General features: G+C 49.9%; 17 protein-coding genes. 9 read left to right on the top strand and 8 right to left on the bottom strand.

The features are described 5' to 3' along the window. Positions 1-48 precede the first annotated feature (48 nt). From sapF to pspF, 6 genes are all read right to left on the bottom strand, one after another. Positions 49-855 (bottom strand): putrescine export ABC transporter ATP-binding protein SapF, encoded by an 807-nt coding sequence (gene sapF, locus M979_RS06990; RefSeq protein ID WP_034455452.1) that lies wholly within the window; start codon positions 853-855, stop codon positions 49-51. Further along, complete coding sequence (gene sapD / locus M979_RS06985) at positions 855-1,847, bottom strand: putrescine export ABC transporter ATP-binding protein SapD (protein WP_034455453.1); 993 nt, start codon at positions 1,845-1,847, stop codon at positions 855-857. Before sapD ends, sapF begins: the two co-directional genes overlap by 1 nt. Then, a complete protein-coding gene (sapC, locus tag M979_RS06980; protein WP_034455454.1) occupies positions 1,847-2,737 on the bottom strand; it encodes a putrescine export ABC transporter permease SapC in 891 nt (296 codons plus the stop codon). Before sapC ends, sapD begins: the two co-directional genes overlap by 1 nt. Continuing rightward, complete coding sequence (gene sapB, locus M979_RS06975; protein ID WP_034455455.1) at positions 2,724-3,689, bottom strand: putrescine export ABC transporter permease SapB; 966 nt, start codon at positions 3,687-3,689, stop codon at positions 2,724-2,726. Before sapB ends, sapC begins: the two co-directional genes overlap by 14 nt. Continuing rightward, positions 3,686-5,326: an ABC transporter substrate-binding protein SapA gene (gene sapA / locus M979_RS06970; RefSeq protein WP_064554250.1), complete on the bottom strand. Its 1,641-nt coding sequence runs from the start codon at positions 5,324-5,326 to the stop codon at positions 3,686-3,688. Before sapA ends, sapB begins: the two co-directional genes overlap by 4 nt. 174 nt (positions 5,327-5,500) lie before the next feature. After that, positions 5,501-6,499: a phage shock protein operon transcriptional activator gene (pspF, locus tag M979_RS06965; RefSeq protein WP_209439628.1), complete on the bottom strand. Its 999-nt coding sequence runs from the start codon at positions 6,497-6,499 to the stop codon at positions 5,501-5,503. Positions 6,500-6,657: 158 nt separating this feature from the next. Here pspF and pspA point away from each other — a divergent pair, with 158 nt between their 5' ends. From pspA to tyrR, 7 genes are all read left to right on the top strand, one after another. Further along, complete coding sequence (pspA, locus tag M979_RS06960; protein ID WP_034455458.1) at positions 6,658-7,329, top strand: phage shock protein PspA; 672 nt, start codon at positions 6,658-6,660, stop codon at positions 7,327-7,329. Between the two features lie 62 nt (positions 7,330-7,391). Beyond that, entirely contained in the window at positions 7,392-7,619 is a 228-nt protein-coding gene (pspB, locus tag M979_RS06955; protein WP_064554248.1) for an envelope stress response membrane protein PspB, read from the top strand. Beyond that, complete coding sequence (gene pspC, locus M979_RS06950) at positions 7,619-7,978, top strand: envelope stress response membrane protein PspC (RefSeq protein ID WP_064554247.1); 360 nt, start codon at positions 7,619-7,621, stop codon at positions 7,976-7,978. The genes pspB and pspC overlap by 1 nt, the downstream gene beginning before the upstream one ends. A gap of 45 nt (positions 7,979-8,023) precedes the next feature. Further along, positions 8,024-8,254 carry a phage shock protein PspD gene (gene pspD, locus M979_RS06945; RefSeq protein WP_373978627.1) on the top strand — a complete coding sequence of 77 codons (231 nt, stop codon included), beginning with the start codon at positions 8,024-8,026 and terminating at the stop codon, positions 8,252-8,254. A 123-nt stretch (positions 8,255-8,377) separates the two neighbouring features. Beyond that, a complete protein-coding gene (locus tag M979_RS06940; RefSeq protein WP_064554246.1) occupies positions 8,378-9,775 on the top strand; it encodes a YcjX family GTP-binding protein in 1,398 nt (465 codons plus the stop codon). Next, on the top strand, positions 9,772-10,836 hold the full coding sequence (locus M979_RS06935) for a YcjF family protein (RefSeq protein ID WP_064554245.1): 1,065 nt from the start codon (positions 9,772-9,774) through the stop codon (positions 10,834-10,836). The genes M979_RS06940 and M979_RS06935 overlap by 4 nt, the downstream gene beginning before the upstream one ends. A gap of 157 nt (positions 10,837-10,993) precedes the next feature. Next, a complete protein-coding gene (tyrR, locus tag M979_RS06930; protein WP_064554244.1) occupies positions 10,994-12,556 on the top strand; it encodes a transcriptional regulator TyrR in 1,563 nt (520 codons plus the stop codon). A gap of 34 nt (positions 12,557-12,590) precedes the next feature. Here tyrR and tpx read toward each other — a convergent pair whose 3' ends face one another. Next, the gene (gene tpx / locus M979_RS06925) at positions 12,591-13,097 is read right to left on the bottom strand and encodes a thiol peroxidase (RefSeq protein ID WP_034455464.1); all 507 of its coding nucleotides are present in this window, start codon (positions 13,095-13,097) and stop codon (positions 12,591-12,593) included. A 349-nt stretch (positions 13,098-13,446) separates the two neighbouring features. Here tpx and ycjG point away from each other — a divergent pair, with 349 nt between their 5' ends. Further along, positions 13,447-14,412 carry an L-Ala-D/L-Glu epimerase gene (gene ycjG / locus M979_RS06920; RefSeq protein WP_034455465.1) on the top strand — a complete coding sequence of 322 codons (966 nt, stop codon included), beginning with the start codon at positions 13,447-13,449 and terminating at the stop codon, positions 14,410-14,412. 7 nt (positions 14,413-14,419) lie between these two features. Here ycjG and mpaA read toward each other — a convergent pair whose 3' ends face one another. Beyond that, positions 14,420-15,127, bottom strand: coding sequence for a murein tripeptide amidase MpaA (gene mpaA, locus M979_RS06915; protein ID WP_034455466.1), 708 nt, complete (start codon positions 15,125-15,127; stop codon positions 14,420-14,422). 379 nt (positions 15,128-15,506) lie between these two features. On the opposite strand from mpaA, the gene M979_RS06910 reads away from it, so the two are divergent. Next, on the top strand, positions 15,507-17,126 hold the full coding sequence (locus tag M979_RS06910) for a peptide ABC transporter substrate-binding protein (protein ID WP_064554243.1): 1,620 nt from the start codon (positions 15,507-15,509) through the stop codon (positions 17,124-17,126). Positions 17,127-17,134 lie beyond the last annotated feature (8 nt).

Genomic DNA, 17,134 nt, shown 5'->3' with positions numbered 1-17,134 from the left:
TGTTAAGGGTGGATCTCCGCAAACGGAATCCACCCTTGATATGTTTTCTTAACGATCTTTGCGCCACGCATCTGCCGTCAAAGCTTCACCGAAATGGCTGGCGATCAGGCGTTTGGTTAGGTCATGAAGCGGGGAGGCAAGAACCTCAGCAGTGCTGCCTCGTTCAACGACTTCGCCCTGATGCATCACAATAACTTTATCGCTGATGTGTTTCATCATGCCGATATGCTGTGTCACATAAATATAGGCAATGCCCTGTTTTTCCTGCAGCTCAAGCATCAGGTTAATTAGTTGCGAACGCATCGACATATCAAGAGATGCCAGCGCTTCGTCTGCAATAATCACTTTCGGACGCAGGATTAACGCGCGCGCCAAACCCAGACGCTGTTTCTGCCCTGGAGCCAGCATATGCGGGTAGTAGCTGGCGTGATCGGGAAGCAAGCCGACCATTCTAAGCGTTTCAATAATTTGCTTGTGACGCGCTTCCGGCTCAAGGTCGGTATTCAGGCGCAGTGGGAAGTCGAGAATTTGCGAAATACGCTGGCGCGGGTTTAGCGAGGTGCTCGGATCCTGGAAAATCATGCGAATATGCTGGCTTCGGTAGGTGTAATCACCGTATTGCAGCAAATGATCGTTTATCAGCACTTCGCCGGTGGTTGGCTCAACCATCCCGGCAAGCATCTTCGCCAGCGTTGATTTACCTGAGCCATTTTCACCAATAACCGCCAATGTCTGTTTTTCACGCAACGTGAAACTCAGCGGTTTTACGGCGTCAACATGCTGACGCTGGAACAAGCCGGTTCGATAGCGAAACGTTTTACTTAAATTACGAACTTCGAGCAGCGTTTCGACCATTACTGACTCTCCATATTCAGCGGGAAGTGGCAGGCATAAAGATGTGTTTTCGCCCCCATTAAGCGAGGTGTTTCTATACATTCACGCTGCGCATAAGGACAACGTGGCCCAAGCCGACAACCCATTGGTAATTGCTCCAGTAAAGGGATTGCGCCGGGCATAGTATTCAGACGGCTTTTATGTGGCATCGGGCTGCCAAAATCAGGGATCGCACGGATAAGCGCCTGTGTATATGGGTGGTGCGGGGTGGCAATTAGCTCTTCACTGGTTGCGCTTTCCACGGTTTGCCCACAATACATAACATTAATTTTATCGGCCCATTTGCTCAGCATCTGTAAATCATGGCTGATAAGCAAAATGGTGGTGTTGTTGTACTGATTTAGCCGCGTAAGTAGTTTGAAAATTTGCAACTGCGTGGTTGGTTCCATCGCATTGGTTGGCTCATCCGCAATCAACAAACGCGGCTGGTTTGCCAGCGCAATGGCTATCATCACCTTTTGACATTCGCCGTCAGTCAACTCATACGGATAGCTTCGCATCGCATCTTTATGATCTTTGATTCCCACGCGGTGTAACAACTCGGTCGCACGGCGTTTACGCCAACCGAAACGCTTCCACCAGCGGCCTTTATACGTCCAGCCCGGAATGTTCTGCATCAGCTGGCGACCAACACGTTCTGATGGGTCCAGACACGATTGAGGTTCCTGGAAAATCATCGAAACGTTGTGGCCGACAAGGCGACGACGCTCGCGTGAACTCAAACGTAGCAGATCGATGTCATCAAACCGCATACGGTCGGCGGTGACACGCCAGTTGTCTTTGGTCACACCGCAAATCGCTTTGGCAATCAGACTCTTTCCAGAACCGGATTCGCCCACTAAACCGCGGATTTCCCCTTCATTCAGGGTCATGCTGACGCGATCGACGGCTTTTACCCAACCCTCGGAGGTCATAAACTCGATGGTCAGGTTTCGAATATCAAGTAATGGCATTATTGCACCCCCGCATTGATTGCGCGGCGTAAACCGTCGCCCAGCAGGTTGACCAGCAACACACTGATCATGATAGCCACTCCGGGCAACATTACTGTCCACGGAGCGACATAAATCAACTCCAGTGCGTCACCTAGCATCGATCCCCATTCCGGTGAAGGGAGTTGTGCACCAAGGTCCAAAAAACCGAGTGCAGCAATATCCAGAATCGCCATCGATAGCGCACGGGTAATCTCAGTAACCAGAATCGCCGCCGTATTAGGCATCACCGCAAACCAAAGAATATTCAGTGTTGATGCGCCATCAAGGCGTGCGGCAACCACATAATCTTTTTCCAGTTCGTCGTGTACGGCGCTATAAACAGAACGCACCATACGCGGCAGCAGGGCGAGCCACACGGCAAACATCGCGTGCAATAAATGTGGCCCGACAAATGCCACGACAATAATGGCCAGCAGCAGCGACGGGATCGACAACAACGTATCGAGAATATGGTTGAGCACAGCAGAGCGAAGACCATGTGTTGAACCGGCAAACACACCCAGAATAATGCCGCATACAGCTGCAGCAAGCGTAACGATAAACGCGCCGCCAACTGTAGGTGCCGCACCACTTAACAGACGGCTTAACACATCACGCCCCAGGTCATCTGTACCCAGGAAGAAAGAGACATCGCCATAGCGTGACCATGAAGGGGGTAATAGTTGATACCCCAGGAACTGTTGGTCAATGCCGTAGGGCGCAAAAACACCACCAAAAATACACAGCACTACCAAAGCGCCACAACCATATAGGCCGATCATTGCCGTAGTGTCGCCGTAAAATTTTCGCCATGTCAGGCGCAGAGTGCTCGGCGGGCGCTTCTCGCGATAGACGCTATCGTAAGGCATACCATTCCTTATGTGTCAGAGGGTTAGCCATGGCACCCAAAATATCGGAGATAACGTTCACGATGATGACCAGTGAACCAATGACCATCACGCCAGCAGAAATGGCCGTGTAATCTTGTTGGCGAATCGCGTTGATAAGCCAGCGCCCAAGGCCCGGCCAACTGAATACAACTTCAGTGATCATCGCCAGCGTTAACATGGTTGAAAATTGCAGGCCGAGGCGCGGAATTACCGGCGGTAATGCGTTGTGCAGCACATGGCGATGAAGAATTGTCAGGCGTGATAAACCGCGTGTTGCTGCTGCTTTAATGTAGTTTTGGTCAAACACTTCAATGGTGCTTATACGCATCAGACGCACCACTTCAGTGGTAGGTGCGACTGCTAATGCCACCACCGGCAGCACCATGTGACGTATGGCGCTAATGATCATCTCTTCGCGATAAGGGGAGTCAGATAGCCAGGCATCAACCAGCGCAAAGCCAGTCACTGATTTCACTTCATAAAGCAAATCAAAGCGCCCGGAAACGGGCAACCAGCCTAATGTTAGCGAGAAAAACATTGTTAGTAGCAGAGCTAACCAGAATACAGGAATAGAAAAACCAACCAGTGCCAGAGCGCTAATCAGCCGGTCTTGCCATTTATTGCGCATGATACCGGCCAGCATTCCCACCGGAATACCTATCAGTAATGCCAGGCCAAATGCCAGGATGCACAGTTCCATGGTGGCAGGGAAGACAATACGTAACTGTTCATTAATCGACTGGCCGTTAATGCTTGATACGCCGAAATCCCAGTGCATGATACTTTCAAACCAGAAGACCCACGCGTTCCACAGTGATGCGCCTTGCAGTGGGGCATGAGGGGTAAAATAGTTGAGGCTAAAACCAATAAAGGTCAGAAAAAACAGCGTCACCAGCAGCAATAGCAGGCGGCGCAGAGTGTAAATAATCATGGTTTTTTCACCTCAACATTCTCACGGGAAACACCCGCAAACGATGCATTACCAAACGGACTCAGCACCAGCCCTTTAATGTCATAGCGATAGGCTTGCAAGCGCAGTGATGACGCCAGTGGCAGTACGGGCAATTGTTCGGCCAGAATGTCCTGAGCCTCGCGATAAGCTTCGATACGAGAGGCCAGTTGCTGAGACGACAATGCTTTTTGCAGTACTTCATCAAACTTAGGGTCACACCAACGAGCATAGTTGGTCTGCGATCGAATCGCGGCGCAACTCAGCATGGGGCGGAAGAAACTGTCTGGGTCATTACTGTCTGTTGCCCAACCGGCAAGCGTTAAGTCGTGATTCATATCCATTAAGCGAGCTTCCTGGAAACGGCCTTCGACGGGAACAATAATGACCTTCACCCCAATTTGCGCCATATCAGCCTGGATAAGCTCTGCTGTTTTGAGTGGGCTCGGGTTCCATGCCTGAGAACTGGTCGGTACCCATAGACGCAATTCCAGGTTGTTTAACCCGAGCGCTTTTAATTGCTGGCGAGCTTTCTGCGGGTCGTATTCGGTAATTTTGGAGTCACTATCATAAGCCCAGGAAGCACGCGGCAAAATAGAGGCGGCTGTTTCGGCTGTACCGTAGTAAATCGACTGCATCAGGCGTTGGTTATTAATAGCCAGTGCCAGAGCATGACGTACTGCCGGGTTATTTAACGGTGCTTTGTTGGTATTAAACGCCAGATAAGCGATGTTCATTCCCGGGCGCAAGGTAAGGCGCAACCGCGGGTCATCACGTAAAATTGTCAGCTGACTGGCTGCAGGATAGGCCAGCACATCGCATTCGCCGGTAATAAGTTTCGATAAACGACCTGTACCACCTGAACCCAAATCCAGAACTACCTGCGGCATTAATGGAACACCGCGCCAGAATTTCGGATGGCGCGCGAGGCGAATATATTGCCCCGCGCGATATTCACTTATCTGGAATGGCCCCGTGCCAACCGGCTGGCGGTCCATTAATTCCTGACGATCGGCCTTAGTCAGTTGATCTGCATATTCTGCAGACATCACGGATGCGTAATGTGTAGCCATATGCCATAAGAAAGAGGCATCAGGCTTTTCAAGGCGGAACTCAACGGTGTTGCTATCGAGCTTGCGAACACTTTTTACCGAGTCCGGGAACTGAAGGCTATCGAAGTAAGGATAGTTGCCGCCGTTAACGTTATGCCATGGGTGTTTGCGATCAAACACTCGTTGGAAGCTGAATACCACATCATCGGCATTCAGTGCGCGAGTGGGTTTAAACCATGGAGTGGTCTGGAACTGAACGTTCGAGCGCAGATGGAAACGATAAGTCGCACCGTTATCCAATACTTCCCAGCTCTCGGCCAATTCTGGCACCAGGCGATAAGTGTAAGGGTCAACATCCAGTAACCGGTCGTATAACTGTGCGGCAAGGGTGTCCACAGTCAAACCACCGCTGGCCATCTGCGGGTTAAAGGTATTGACCTGACCGTTGACACAATAAACAAATCCGCTGCTACGAATATCGGCTGGCTTTTCAATAGGTGTTGCAGCAAATGCCGCACCACTCAGGCAGCTAACCACCAGTAACAGGGAGGAGACAATTCCGCGCATAAGTTTTTGAGTTTTCTCGGGTGATAGCCAAAGTGTATCGCACTCTGAAGGGCTTCCCAAAATATGTCAGGCTATTTTGCTTTTTTTATAAACAAAGCCTGCAAAAAAGGCGGGGAGATGCTGTTTTTTGCAGCATGAACGGCCTTTGCTTAGACCAAAAAACAGCCCTGATACCTATTCAGATAACACAATCTGATGCTTTTTTAGTAATGCACGCAATTGATGATAAGTGAGCCCGAGCAAATCAGCGGCTTTACGCTGGTTATATTTCGCCTGCCTCAGGCTCTGTTCAACCAGTGTTTTCTCCTGATCGTTTTGCCAGGCGCGTAAATCCATTGGTAGGGCTTGTTGCGGCGGCTCGCCACTTTTTACAACAGGTACAGGTTGCCGGGCAAAGGGATCGAGGATGATTTCATCGACTGGTTCCTCACTGGACCCATGGCGATAAACTGAGCGTTCTACCACGTTTTTTAACTCACGGATATTGCCGGGCCAGGCATAATTCATCAGTGTTAATTGTGCTTCTTCGGTAAAGCCAGGAAATAGTGGAAGCTGCAATTCCCGACACATGGTGATCGCAAAATGTTCGGCCATCAACATGATATCGGGTTGACGCTCACGCAGAGGTGGCAGTTTTACTACATCAAAAGCAAGGCGGTCGAGTAAATCAGCACGGAATTTCCCTTCTTCAGCAAGTTTTGGCAGATCGGCGTTGGTTGCACAAACCAGTCGCACATTAACCTGCAATGGCTGGCTGCCGCCAACACGCTCAAGCTCACCGTACTCCACGACGCGTAACAATTTTTCCTGCACCATCATGGGTGCGGTTGCCAGTTCATCAAGAAACAACGTACCGCCGTCGGCACGTTCAAAACGGCCTGGATGGCGCTTCTGAGCGCCGGTAAAAGCCCCAGCTTCATGTCCGAAAAGTTCCGAATCCAGCAAGTTGTCGTTGAGTGCCGCGCAATTAAGGGAGATAAACGGGCCTTGCCACCGACGCGAAAGGAAGTGCAAGCGGTTGGCAATCAACTCTTTACCTGTTCCACGCTCGCCAATCACTAACACTGGTTTCTCTAGTGGTGCCAGGCGGGAGACTTGCTCCAGAACCTCAAGAAAACTGTTTGCCTCGCCAATCAAGTTATCTTTGCTATCCGCCATGATTAAATTAACCAATAGTTAGTGAATATCACCACTATAAACATAATTGATAGTGAGTCAAATTTAATGATTTCCTTATATATCAATGAAGTAAAAATCTGGCATGCCGATTGCAATAATCATTTCGAGCAAGGTGCTTGGCACCGGAAATAATGACTAAAGAGGATTGAATTATGGGTATTTTTTCTCGTTTTGCCGACATCGTGAATGCCAACATCAACTCACTGCTTGAGAAAGCAGAAGATCCACAGAAGCTGGTACGCCTGATGATTCAGGAAATGGAAGACACGTTAGTTGAAGTGCGTTCCACATCGGCTCGTGCGTTGGCTGAAAAGAAACAGCTTTCTCGTCGTGTAGAACAAGCAACGGCGCAGCAGGCCGAGTGGCAGGAAAAAGCCGAACTGGCACTGCGTAAAGACAAAGAAGATCTGGCACGTGCGGCATTGATCGAAAAACAAAAAATGACCGACCTGATCGCCACCCTGGAAGATGAAGTGGTGCATGTCGATGAAACCCTGGCGCGTATGAAAAAAGAGATTGGTGAGCTTGAGAATAAACTCAGCGAAACCCGCGCGCGCCAGCAGGCGTTAACGCTGCGCCATCAAGCAGCCTCTTCTTCACGCGATGTTCGTCGCCAGTTGGATAGCGGCAAAATCGATGAAGCGATGGCTCGTTTTGAATCTTTTGAGCGCCGCATTGACCAGATGGAATCAGAAGCGGAAAGCCACAGCTTTGGCAAACAGAAAAATCTCGACTCACAGTTTGCTGAACTGAAAGCCGATGACGAGATCAGCGAACAGCTGGCTGCGCTGAAAGCTAAAATGAATAACCAGGAACGTGGGTAATTCACTTTAACTGCGGCGTGCATAGCGCGCCGCAGCTGGCCTGACTTGTAAAAGGAGTACACATGAGCGCGCTTTTTCTTGCCATTCCGTTAACCATATTTGTGTTGTTTGTCGCCCCCATCTGGCTGTGGTTGCACTACAACAACCGTGCCGCGAATGGCGGGCAGCTTTCTCAGGGCGAGCAACAGCGACTGGCGCAATTAGCTGATGAATCACGCCGTATGCGTGAACGTATTCAGACGCTGGAGCAGATCCTTGATGCAGAACATCCGAACTGGAGAGATAAATAATGGTGAACTCAATTTCCGGTCGTAAATTGTGGCGTATCCCTGAAAAAGGGATGGTGAAGGGGGTTTGTGCGGGTATCGCGCAATACCTTGATGTACCTGTTAAATTGGTACGCCTGATTACTGTGTTAGCGATGATTTTTGGCCTGTTTTTCTTTGTGATGGTGGCCTACATTGCACTGACTTTTATCCTTGACCCAATGCCCGCGGGTGCCGACCAGGCAACGCCTCAACCGACTATGCGCGATTTGCTCGACGAAGTGGATGCTGAACTTGCGGCAGGTGAGCAGCGTTTACGTTCTATGGAACGCTATATAACCTCTGATACCTTCACGTTACGTAGCCGTTTCCGCCAGCTTTAATGTTCTCTATGGGGGCGAGTGCCCCCGTTGTAATTGGGAGAAATCATGTCTAAATTCCAGACGGCTGCGAACAAGGCTAAGCCGGGCCTGAAAATTGTCGGTAAGTTAGTCTTGCTGACTGCCCTGCGCTATGGACCTGCAGGCGTCGCGGGCTGGGCGGTCAAATCTGTCGCGCGCCGTCCATTGAAAATGCTGCTGGCGCTAACTCTTGAGCCATTGCTGGCACGAGTACTGCGCAAAATTTCAGCGCGTACTCAGGGCGGCAGTGCAAAGTAATCTTTTCTCCACACTTTTGATTTTCAATTCATTTGCCATTGATTCGGTATTAACAAGCCATATTTATTACAATCAGTGAAGATTCTCCTCAGTTGAGAGACAACGGGCGCAACCAGGACGCATATGAACAGAATCAAGAATGAACTGAATGCCCTGATGAACCGGGGTGTGGACCGACATTTACGTCTTGCCGTAACCGGTTTAAGCCGCAGCGGCAAGACGGCTTTTATCACTGCGATGGTAAACCAATTATTGAGCGTACATAACGGCGCTCGTCTGCCGTTGCTAAATGCGGTGCGTGAAGAACGCCTGCTTGGCGTGAAACGAGTGCCGCAGCGTGATTTAGGTATTCAGCGTTTCACCTATGATGAAGGCCTGGCGCAGCTTTATGGCGACCCGCCGACCTGGCCGACACCGACTCGTGGCGTGAGCGAAATGCGCCTTGCACTGCGTTACCGTTCTAACGATTCACTGCTGCGCCATTTCAAAGACACATCAACGCTGTATCTGGAAATTGTCGATTATCCGGGTGAGTGGTTACTGGACTTGCCGATGCTGGCACAAAATTACCTGAGCTGGTCACGCCAGATGACGAGTTTGCTTACAGGTGATCGAGCCGAATGGTCAGCAAAATGGCGCACGCTATGCGAAGGATTAGATCCGCTGGCTCCTGCGGATGAAAACCGCCTTGCCGCAATCTCAGAGGCCTGGACTGAATATCTACTGCACTGCAAACGAGAAGGTCTACATTTTATCCAGCCGGGGCGTTTTGTGTTACCTGGCGATATGGCCGGGGCTCCGGCGTTGCAATTCTTCCCGTGGCCAGATGTGGATAGCGTTGGTGAGTCCAGACTCGCTCAGGCAGACAAAACGACCAATATCGGCATGTTGCGGACACGCTTTGATTACTACTGTGAAAAAGTGGTCAAAGGATTCTACAAGAATCACTTCCTCAAGTTTGACCGTCAAATTGTACTGGTAGATTGCCTGCAACCGCTGAACAGTGGGCCGCAAGCATTCAACGATATGCGCCTCGCGCTGACGCAACTGATGCAAAGTTTCCATTACGGCCAGCGCACGCTGTTCCGTCGCCTGTTTTCGCCGGTTATAGACAAACTTTTGTTTGCCGCCACTAAGGCCGATCACGTTACGGTAGATCAGCACGCCAATATGGTCGCGCTGCTTCAACAACTGGTGCAGGACGCCTGGCAAAACGCAGCGTTTGAAGGCATTGATATGGACTGCATGGGGCTTGCATCAGTACAGGCAACACAAAGTGGCCTGGTTGACGTGAAAGGCGAGCAAATCCCGGCACTGCGTGGCAACCGTTTAAGCGATGGTGCTCCGCTGACAGTCTACCCAGGAGAAGTTCCGGCGCGTTTGCCTGGCAGCGCATTCTGGGAGAAACAAGGTTTTCATTTTGAACAGTTCCGCCCGCAAGTCATGGATGTAGACAGGCCGATGCCACATATTCGGATGGATGCGGCACTGGAGTTTTTAATCGGGGATAAATTGCGATGAATGAACCATTAAAACCACGTATAGATTTCGCGCAACCACTGGAAGTGGAACAAGAACCAATCTACAAAGCACCACACGCATTTAGTGAACCTGAAGCAGAAAAATTCACACCAGCACTCAGTCAACTCGATGAAATGGAAGACGACGGACAGGCAGAAGCGGTTATAGAAGCGGCGCTACACCCTAAACGCAGCCTCTGGCGACGTATGGTTCAGGTTGGGCTTGGTCTATTCGGTGTCAGCGTGGTGGCGCAAGGAATCCAATGGACGCATAACGCATTTATCACCCAGGACTGGATTGCGCTCGGTGGCGGTATTGCTGGTGGGTTAATTATTGCCGCAGGGATTGGCTCTGTCGCAACCGAATGGCGGCGGTTATGGCGTTTGCGCCAACGAGCCGAAGAACGTGATGAAGCACGTGATTTGATGAACAGTCACGGGATGGGTAAAGGCCGGGCATTTTGTGAAAAACTGGCACGTCAGGCAGGGCTTGATCACGGACATCCTGCTCTGCAACGCTGGTATGCGGCAATTCATGAAACGCAAAATGACCGGGAAGTGGTCGAGTTGTATGCACGTCTGGTCCAGCCGGTATTGGATAACCAGGCGCGTCGGGAAATCAGCCGTTCAGCCGCAGAATCAACGCTGATGATCGCAGTAAGCCCGCTGGCGCTGGTGGATATGGCGTTTATTGCATGGCGTAATTTACGACTGATTAACCGAATCGCCACGCTTTACGGCATCGAGTTAGGGTACTACAGCCGTATTCGTTTGTTCCGTCTCGTGCTTCTGAACATCGCCTTTGCCGGAGCAAGTGAACTTGTGCGTGAGGTGGGGATGGACTGGTTAGGCCAGGATCTTGCAGCGCGGCTCTCTACGCGTGCAGCACAGGGAATTGGCGCAGGCTTACTCACCGCTCGGCTCGGGATTAAAGCAATGGAGCTTTGCCGTCCGTTGCCGTGGATTGATGGTGACAAGCCTCGGTTGGGTGACTTCCGTAAACAGTTGTTGGTTCAGCTCAAAGAGACGATGAGTAAGAGCAAAAATAAACCTGCCGAGTGACACTCTGGTGATGCCGTGAGTCTTCAGGTTTACGGTATCACCTCCATTCATAGACTTATCTGTCAACTTTTCTTAACACATCTCTTCTGACCGTAACTTATCTGGAGTATCATCACTCCACCCAATGACTCAGCTTTTGCAATTGAAGGACACCTCCATGCGTCTGGAAGTTTTTTGCCAGGACCGCCTTGGTCTGACTCGAGAATTACTGGATTTACTTGTGCTGCGTAGTATCGATTTGCGAGGAATCGAAATTGATCCCATTGGGCGAATTTACCTGAATTTCTCGACACTGGAATTTGACTCATTCAGCAGTCTAATGGCTGAAATTCGCCGTATCCCAGGCGTTACGGATGTGCGTACTGTGCCGTGGATGCCTTCCGAACGCGAGCATCGTGCACTGAGTGCTTTACTTGAAGCGCTACCTGAGCCTGTACTTTCGCTGGATATGAAAAGCAAAGTAGAGCTGGCGAACCCAGCGAGCTGTGCGCTATTCGGACAAAACGAAGATAAGCTGCGTAACCATAATGCCGCAAGCCTGGTGAATGGTTTCAATTTTATGCGTTGGCTCGAAAGTTCTCCGGCCGAATCGCATACCGAACATGTGGTCATCAACGGGCAGAACTTCCTGATGGAAATCACGCCGGTTCATCTGGATGGCGAAAACGAAGAGTCTTCACTGGTGGGTGCGGTTGTTATGCTGCGCTCTACGGTGCGTATGGGTCGCCAGCTACAGAATCTCTCTAACACTGATGTTAGCGCTTTTAGTCAGATTGTCGCCGTTAGCCCGAAAATGCGCCATGTCGTTGATCAGGCGCATAAACTGGCATTACTAAATGCACCGTTGCTGATAGTTGGTGATACAGGTACGGGCAAAGATTTACTGGCTCATGCTTGCCATCTTGGTAGCCCGCGAGCGCAGAAACCCTATCTGGCACTCAATTGTGGCTCAATGCCGGATGACGTCGTTGAAAGCGAACTGTTTGGCCACGCGCCAGGGGCATACGCTAACGCTGTTGAAGGTAAAAAAGGTTTCTTCGAGCAGGCGAACGGCGGTTCGGTTCTGTTGGATGAGATTGGCGAGATGTCGCCGCGTATGCAAACTAAACTGCTGCGCTTCCTCAACGATGGGACTTTCCGCCGTGTTGGTGAAGAACACGAAGTCCATGTCGATGTTCGCGTGATTTGCGCCACCCAGAAGAACCTGGTTGAAATGGTACAAAAAGGGGAGTTCCGTGAGGACCTCTACTATCGCCTGAACGTGCTGACCCTGAACCTACCGCCGCTGCGTGATCGTCCGCAGGACATTATGCCGTTGACCGAACTGTTTGTGGCACGATTTGCCGATGAACAAGGTGTACCGCGTCCGAAATTGGCAAACGACCTGAGTAATGTGCTTACGCGTTACGGATGGCCAGGTAATGTGCGTCAGTTGAAAAATGCGATTTATCGCGCATTAACGCAATTGGAAGGGTATGAACTGCGCCCACAAGACATTTTACTGCCTGATTTTGATACCGTCAGTTTGGCTGTGGGTGAAGAGGCGATGGAAGGATCGTTGGATGATATTACCAGCCGCTTTGAGCGCTCGGTACTGACACAGCTTTATCGAACTTATCCAAGTACGCGTAAACTGGCAAAACGCCTGGGTGTGTCACATACGGCAATTGCGAACAAATTACGTGAATATGGTTTGAGCCAGCGTAAAACAGAAGAGTAGTAAGAATGCCCCCGGTTATCGGGGGCATTAACACTTAAGCCTGGAGAGCTTCCAGCGCCGCAGCGTAATCTGGCTCGTTAGTGATTTCATTCACTAACTGGCTGAATACCACTTCATCTTTCTCATTGATAACCACAACCGCACGGGCAGTCAGGCCTTTCAGTGCGCCCTCAGAAATACCAACGCCATAAGCTTGCTGGAACTCAGGGTTACGCAGAGTAGACAACGTTACCACGTTGCTCAGACCTTCTGCGCCGCAGAAGCGAGACTGTGCAAATGGCAGATCGGCAGAAACACACAGTACAACAGTGTTATCCATCTCAGTTGCCAGTTGGTTGAATTTACGCACGGATGCTGCGCAAACGCCGGTATCGATGCTTGGGAAAATGTTCAGTACTTTACGTTTTCCGGCGAACTGGCTCAGTGCAACATCAGAAAGATCTTTTGCTACCAGTGAGAAAGCTTCAGCTTTGTTGCCAGCTTGTGGGATCTGACCTGCAACCGCTACAGGGTTGCCCTGGAAATGAACGATTTGTGACATGTTTGATTTTCCTGTTTACATATAATTAACGCCGCGAACAGTGTATGTCAGTATTCCTCGTCTGAATATAAAAAACTGATACTGCAAGTAAAAGTGTCCCCGGCTATATGCCCTTCATACATCAAGTTGCCTTTTTGTTGGCTGCGCTTACTCACCCGACAAATTTGTCTGGAGTAGATTTGAACGCTATTACAGCAGCCCCGGAGAGGTGAGACCTATGGATGAGCCGAATAATCACTTACTTATGTAAGCTCATCGGGACTCGCTCCCTTGCCGACTCGATGCAGCTCGAATTATTTTGGGTATACTCTGGCAAAGATAAAAAACAACGATAACAGGCAAAACAATAATGAGAACAGTCAAGGTTTACCAGGAAGCATGGCCACTCCATACGCCGTTTGTCATTTCACGCGGTACTCGCAGCGAAGCAGTCGTGGTTGTCGTGGAGTTAGAAGAGGACGGAATTAAAGCTGTGGGTGAATGCACACCGTATCCGCGTTATGGAGAAAGTGATGTTTCTGTTCTGGCACAAATCACTACGATTATCCCGCAGCTTGAAAAGGGGATGACGCGTGCGCAGCTGCAAGACGCCTTGCCGGCTGGGGCCGCGAGAAATGCCGTTGATAGCGCATTGTGGGATTTAGAGGCTAGAAAGAATAAACGCACGCTGGCTTATACAGCAGGTTGTGAGCTTCCGGAATTAATCACAACAGCGCAAACAGTCAGTATTGCCGAGCCAGAGCAAATGGCGAAGGCGGCAAAACTGTTGTGGGATAAGGGGGCGCGTCTTTTGAAAGTCAAAATTGATGACCACCTCATCACTGAACGTATGGTGGCGATTCGGGCTGCGGTTCCGGAAGCCGTTTTAATTGTTGATGCCAATGAAGCATGGCGCAGCGACGGGCTGGCGGCGCGTTGCCAGCTACTGGCCGATCTCAATGTTGCGATGCTTGAGCAGCCTTTACCGGCTGGGCAAGACAGCGCACTGGCGAACTTTATTCATCCGTTACCTATTTGCGCTGATGAAAGTTGCCATACTCGTGAAAGTTTGCCAGCGCTGAAAGGTCGTTACGAAATGGTAAACGTGAAGCTGGACAAAACGGGAGGCTTAACTGAAGCGCTGGCGTTAACTCAGGCCGCACGCGAACAAGGGTTTGATGTGATGTTAGGCTGCATGTTGTGTACCTCGCGGGCAATAGCCGCAGCGTTGCCGCTGGCAGCTAAAGTCCGCTTTGCTGACCTCGATGGGCCAACCTGGCTGGCTGTTGATGTCGAACCAGGTTTGCACTTTGAAACCGGCAAACTTTATCCGTAACGGATTATTATTTTTGCCAGTGCAGTAAGCCCATCATGGCATCCAGATACCGCTCACTCGCATCGTCAGCCGAGATGGGCGGGAACTCGGCGGTAATACAAGGCAAATCTAAATCTGCGCACCAACTACCAAAAGAACCGGGCGTTTCATAACCGACACTGGTAACCAACGGCAGTTCGAACGCCTTCGCAAGCCATCCCCCGAGTGCTGAGTTATCAGGATCTTCAATGCAACCTAAAGGGTCGTGGAAAGAGACAACCCATGCAGGTTGTAAGGTATGAATCAGTTGGCATAAGGCTGCGGTCTCTGGCTCAGAACCCGGTTTTTGGCCTGTAGAGAGCACCACATCACGTTCATCCGCGCTACTGTTCCAACGATAAACCGTTTCACCTGATTTCCAGTTAGCTGCGGGGAAATTACGATTCAGGTCCACACCATTGGCGTTGGCGCGTAAGCCAAGTTGGCAACCGTCTGGATTGACGGCCAGCACCACATGATGGCGACGATATTCGGGCTCAAGAGTGCGCAAAGCGCAAGACAGCGTAACCATCGCGGCATTCTCATCGCCATGTGTGCCGGCAATAATTAACCCACTGCGCTGTTCGCTTTGTGCCGCGGGGAACCAAATAAGCGGTGCGCCAAAAACAGATTTACCATAACGTTCGCTACCCGGAGGCAAATGGCCTCGTTGGGAACGGGGGCGGTGGCCTGACATAAATGTCCTTACTAGAATGAGTTGCAATACGTTATTAATATCAGTGTTTAGCAAAAATCTCATCTGAAACAAATAGCCGCCAGGCCGTAGTGCTTAATCAATGAGCAGGGACGTCTTTTTTCGCCAGAAAGCTGCGGGTAATTCCAATTTCAAATGGAACAAGTTGGTACATATGGCTGGGAAATAAGAAACAAAAGATGATATAAAAAATACTCTTAAGCGTCTGTAACGACAAACTCAGACAATCATTACATTCATTCATCCGTTTATTTAGGACTGTAATTTTTCTTATTGGCAAAACAAGTAATTGCGATACATTACTGTTCAGTTCTGGGCGTGATACGTCCCTCTCTAAAAATTAACAACTACAGGGTCACTCATGAGAATACCTTTTCGTATAACGACTTGTGCATTAACGCTTACGTGCCTGTTTTCTCAAGCCTGGGCTGCGGATGTTCCCGCGGGGACTAAACTTGCCGCTGACCAGAGCCTCGTACGTCATATCAAAGATGAGCCAGCCTCTCTTGATCCGGTCAAAGCAGTAGGGTTACCAGAAATTCAGGTTATCCGCGATCTGTTTGAAGGCTTAGTTAACCAGAATGAAAAAGGGCAACTGGAACCGGGTGTCGCGACCAAATGGCAAAGCAATGACAACCGCACCTGGACCTTTACTCTGCGTGATAACGCCCGCTGGTCAGACGGAACACCTGTAACAGCGCAAGATTTTGTTTATAGCTGGCAGCGTCTGGTTGATCCAAAAAACACCTCCCCATTTGCATGGTTTGCAGCTCTTGCAGGTATTAACAACGCGCAGGCTATCATTGATGGAAAAATGCCTGCTGATAAGTTGGGCGTGACGGCAGTTGATGCCAGAACACTAAGAATTCAGTTGGATAAACCAGTACCTTACTTCCCAAATCTTACAGCCAATTTCTCGTTCTATCCGGTTCCTAAAGCTGTAGTGGAGAAATTCGGTAACGACTGGACTAAGCCTGGTAACCTCGTGGGTAACGGTGCATACGCGCTTAAAGATCGCATCGTTAACGAAAAGCTGGTGGCGGTACAGAACCCTCATTATTGGGATAATAGTAAAACAGTTATTACCCAAGTGACGTTTATTCCAATCAACCAAGAATCTTCGGCAACGAAACGTTATCTGGCGGGAGATATTGATATCACGGAATCTTTCCCAAAAAACCTCTACCAGAAATTGCTAAAAGATATTCCTGGTCAGGTTTATACCCCGCCACAGTTGGGAACTTATTATTACGCTTTCAACACCCAAAAAGGCCCGACTGCTGATCAACGAGTACGTCTTGCTCTGAGTATGACTATTGATCGTCATATCATGGCTGAAAAAGTACTGGGAACCGGCGAAAAACCTGCATGGCGTTTTACACCGGATGTCACCGCAGGATTTAAACCGGAAACGTCGCCATTTGAGCAAATGAGCCAGGAAGAGGCCAATGCACAGGCGAAAACCTTATTGCAGGCAGCAGGCTACGGACCGACCAATCCGCTTAAACTCACGCTTTTGTATAACACCTCTGAAAACCACCAGAAGATTGCAATAGCCGTTGCTTCTATGTGGAAGAAAAACCTGGGTGTGGATGTGAAGCTACAAAACCAGGAGTGGAAGACATATATCGATAGCCGTAACACCGGAAACTTCGATGTTATTCGCGCCTCATGGGTGGGTGACTACAACGAACCGTCCACCTTCCTGTCATTGTTAACTTCATCCCATAGCGGCAATATTTCACGCTTCAACTCGCCGGAATATGACAAAATTCTGCAGCAAGCAAGCCAGGAAACGACGGATGAAGCGCGTAATAAAGACTACAACCAGGCTGAAAAAATCATCCAGGAAAAAGCGCCAATAGCGCCTATCTATCAGTACACCAATGGCCGTTTAATCAAGCCATGGTTAAAAGGTTATCCAATTAATAACCCTGAGGATGTCGCTTATAGCCGCACCATGTATATCGTGGCCCACTAGATTTAGCC

Origin of the sequence: Buttiauxella noackiae ATCC 51607, assembly GCF_001654865.1 — a bacterium.
Classification (GTDB): Bacteria; Pseudomonadota; Gammaproteobacteria; order Enterobacterales; family Enterobacteriaceae; genus Buttiauxella; species Buttiauxella noackiae.
This window is presented reverse-complemented; position numbering and strand designations above follow the sequence as displayed.

Excerpts from the sequence above, each read along its gene's own strand:
- mpaA (WP_034455466.1), bottom strand. The coding sequence starts at position 15,127 with ATGTCAGGCCACCGCCCCCGTTCCCAACGAGGCCATTTGCCTCCGGGT.
- pspA (WP_034455458.1), top strand. The coding sequence starts at position 6,658 with ATGGGTATTTTTTCTCGTTTTGCCGACATCGTGAATGCCAACATCAAC.
- sapB (WP_034455455.1), bottom strand. The coding sequence starts at position 3,689 with ATGATTATTTACACTCTGCGCCGCCTGCTATTGCTGCTGGTGACGCTG.
- M979_RS06910 (WP_064554243.1), top strand. The coding sequence starts at position 15,507 with ATGAGAATACCTTTTCGTATAACGACTTGTGCATTAACGCTTACGTGC.
- sapC (WP_034455454.1), bottom strand. The coding sequence starts at position 2,737 with ATGCCTTACGATAGCGTCTATCGCGAGAAGCGCCCGCCGAGCACTCTG.
- tyrR (WP_064554244.1), top strand. The coding sequence starts at position 10,994 with ATGCGTCTGGAAGTTTTTTGCCAGGACCGCCTTGGTCTGACTCGAGAA.
- pspD (WP_373978627.1), top strand. The coding sequence starts at position 8,024 with ATGTCTAAATTCCAGACGGCTGCGAACAAGGCTAAGCCGGGCCTGAAA.
- tpx (WP_034455464.1), bottom strand. The coding sequence starts at position 13,097 with ATGTCACAAATCGTTCATTTCCAGGGCAACCCTGTAGCGGTTGCAGGT.
- pspB (WP_064554248.1), top strand. The coding sequence starts at position 7,392 with ATGAGCGCGCTTTTTCTTGCCATTCCGTTAACCATATTTGTGTTGTTT.
- M979_RS06935 (WP_064554245.1), top strand. The coding sequence starts at position 9,772 with ATGAATGAACCATTAAAACCACGTATAGATTTCGCGCAACCACTGGAA.
- pspC (WP_064554247.1), top strand. The coding sequence starts at position 7,619 with ATGGTGAACTCAATTTCCGGTCGTAAATTGTGGCGTATCCCTGAAAAA.
- sapA (WP_064554250.1), bottom strand. The coding sequence starts at position 5,326 with ATGCGCGGAATTGTCTCCTCCCTGTTACTGGTGGTTAGCTGCCTGAGT.
- sapD (WP_034455453.1), bottom strand. The coding sequence starts at position 1,847 with ATGCCATTACTTGATATTCGAAACCTGACCATCGAGTTTATGACCTCC.
- sapF (WP_034455452.1), bottom strand. The coding sequence starts at position 855 with ATGGTCGAAACGCTGCTCGAAGTTCGTAATTTAAGTAAAACGTTTCGC.
- M979_RS06940 (WP_064554246.1), top strand. The coding sequence starts at position 8,378 with ATGAACAGAATCAAGAATGAACTGAATGCCCTGATGAACCGGGGTGTG.
- ycjG (WP_034455465.1), top strand. The coding sequence starts at position 13,447 with ATGAGAACAGTCAAGGTTTACCAGGAAGCATGGCCACTCCATACGCCG.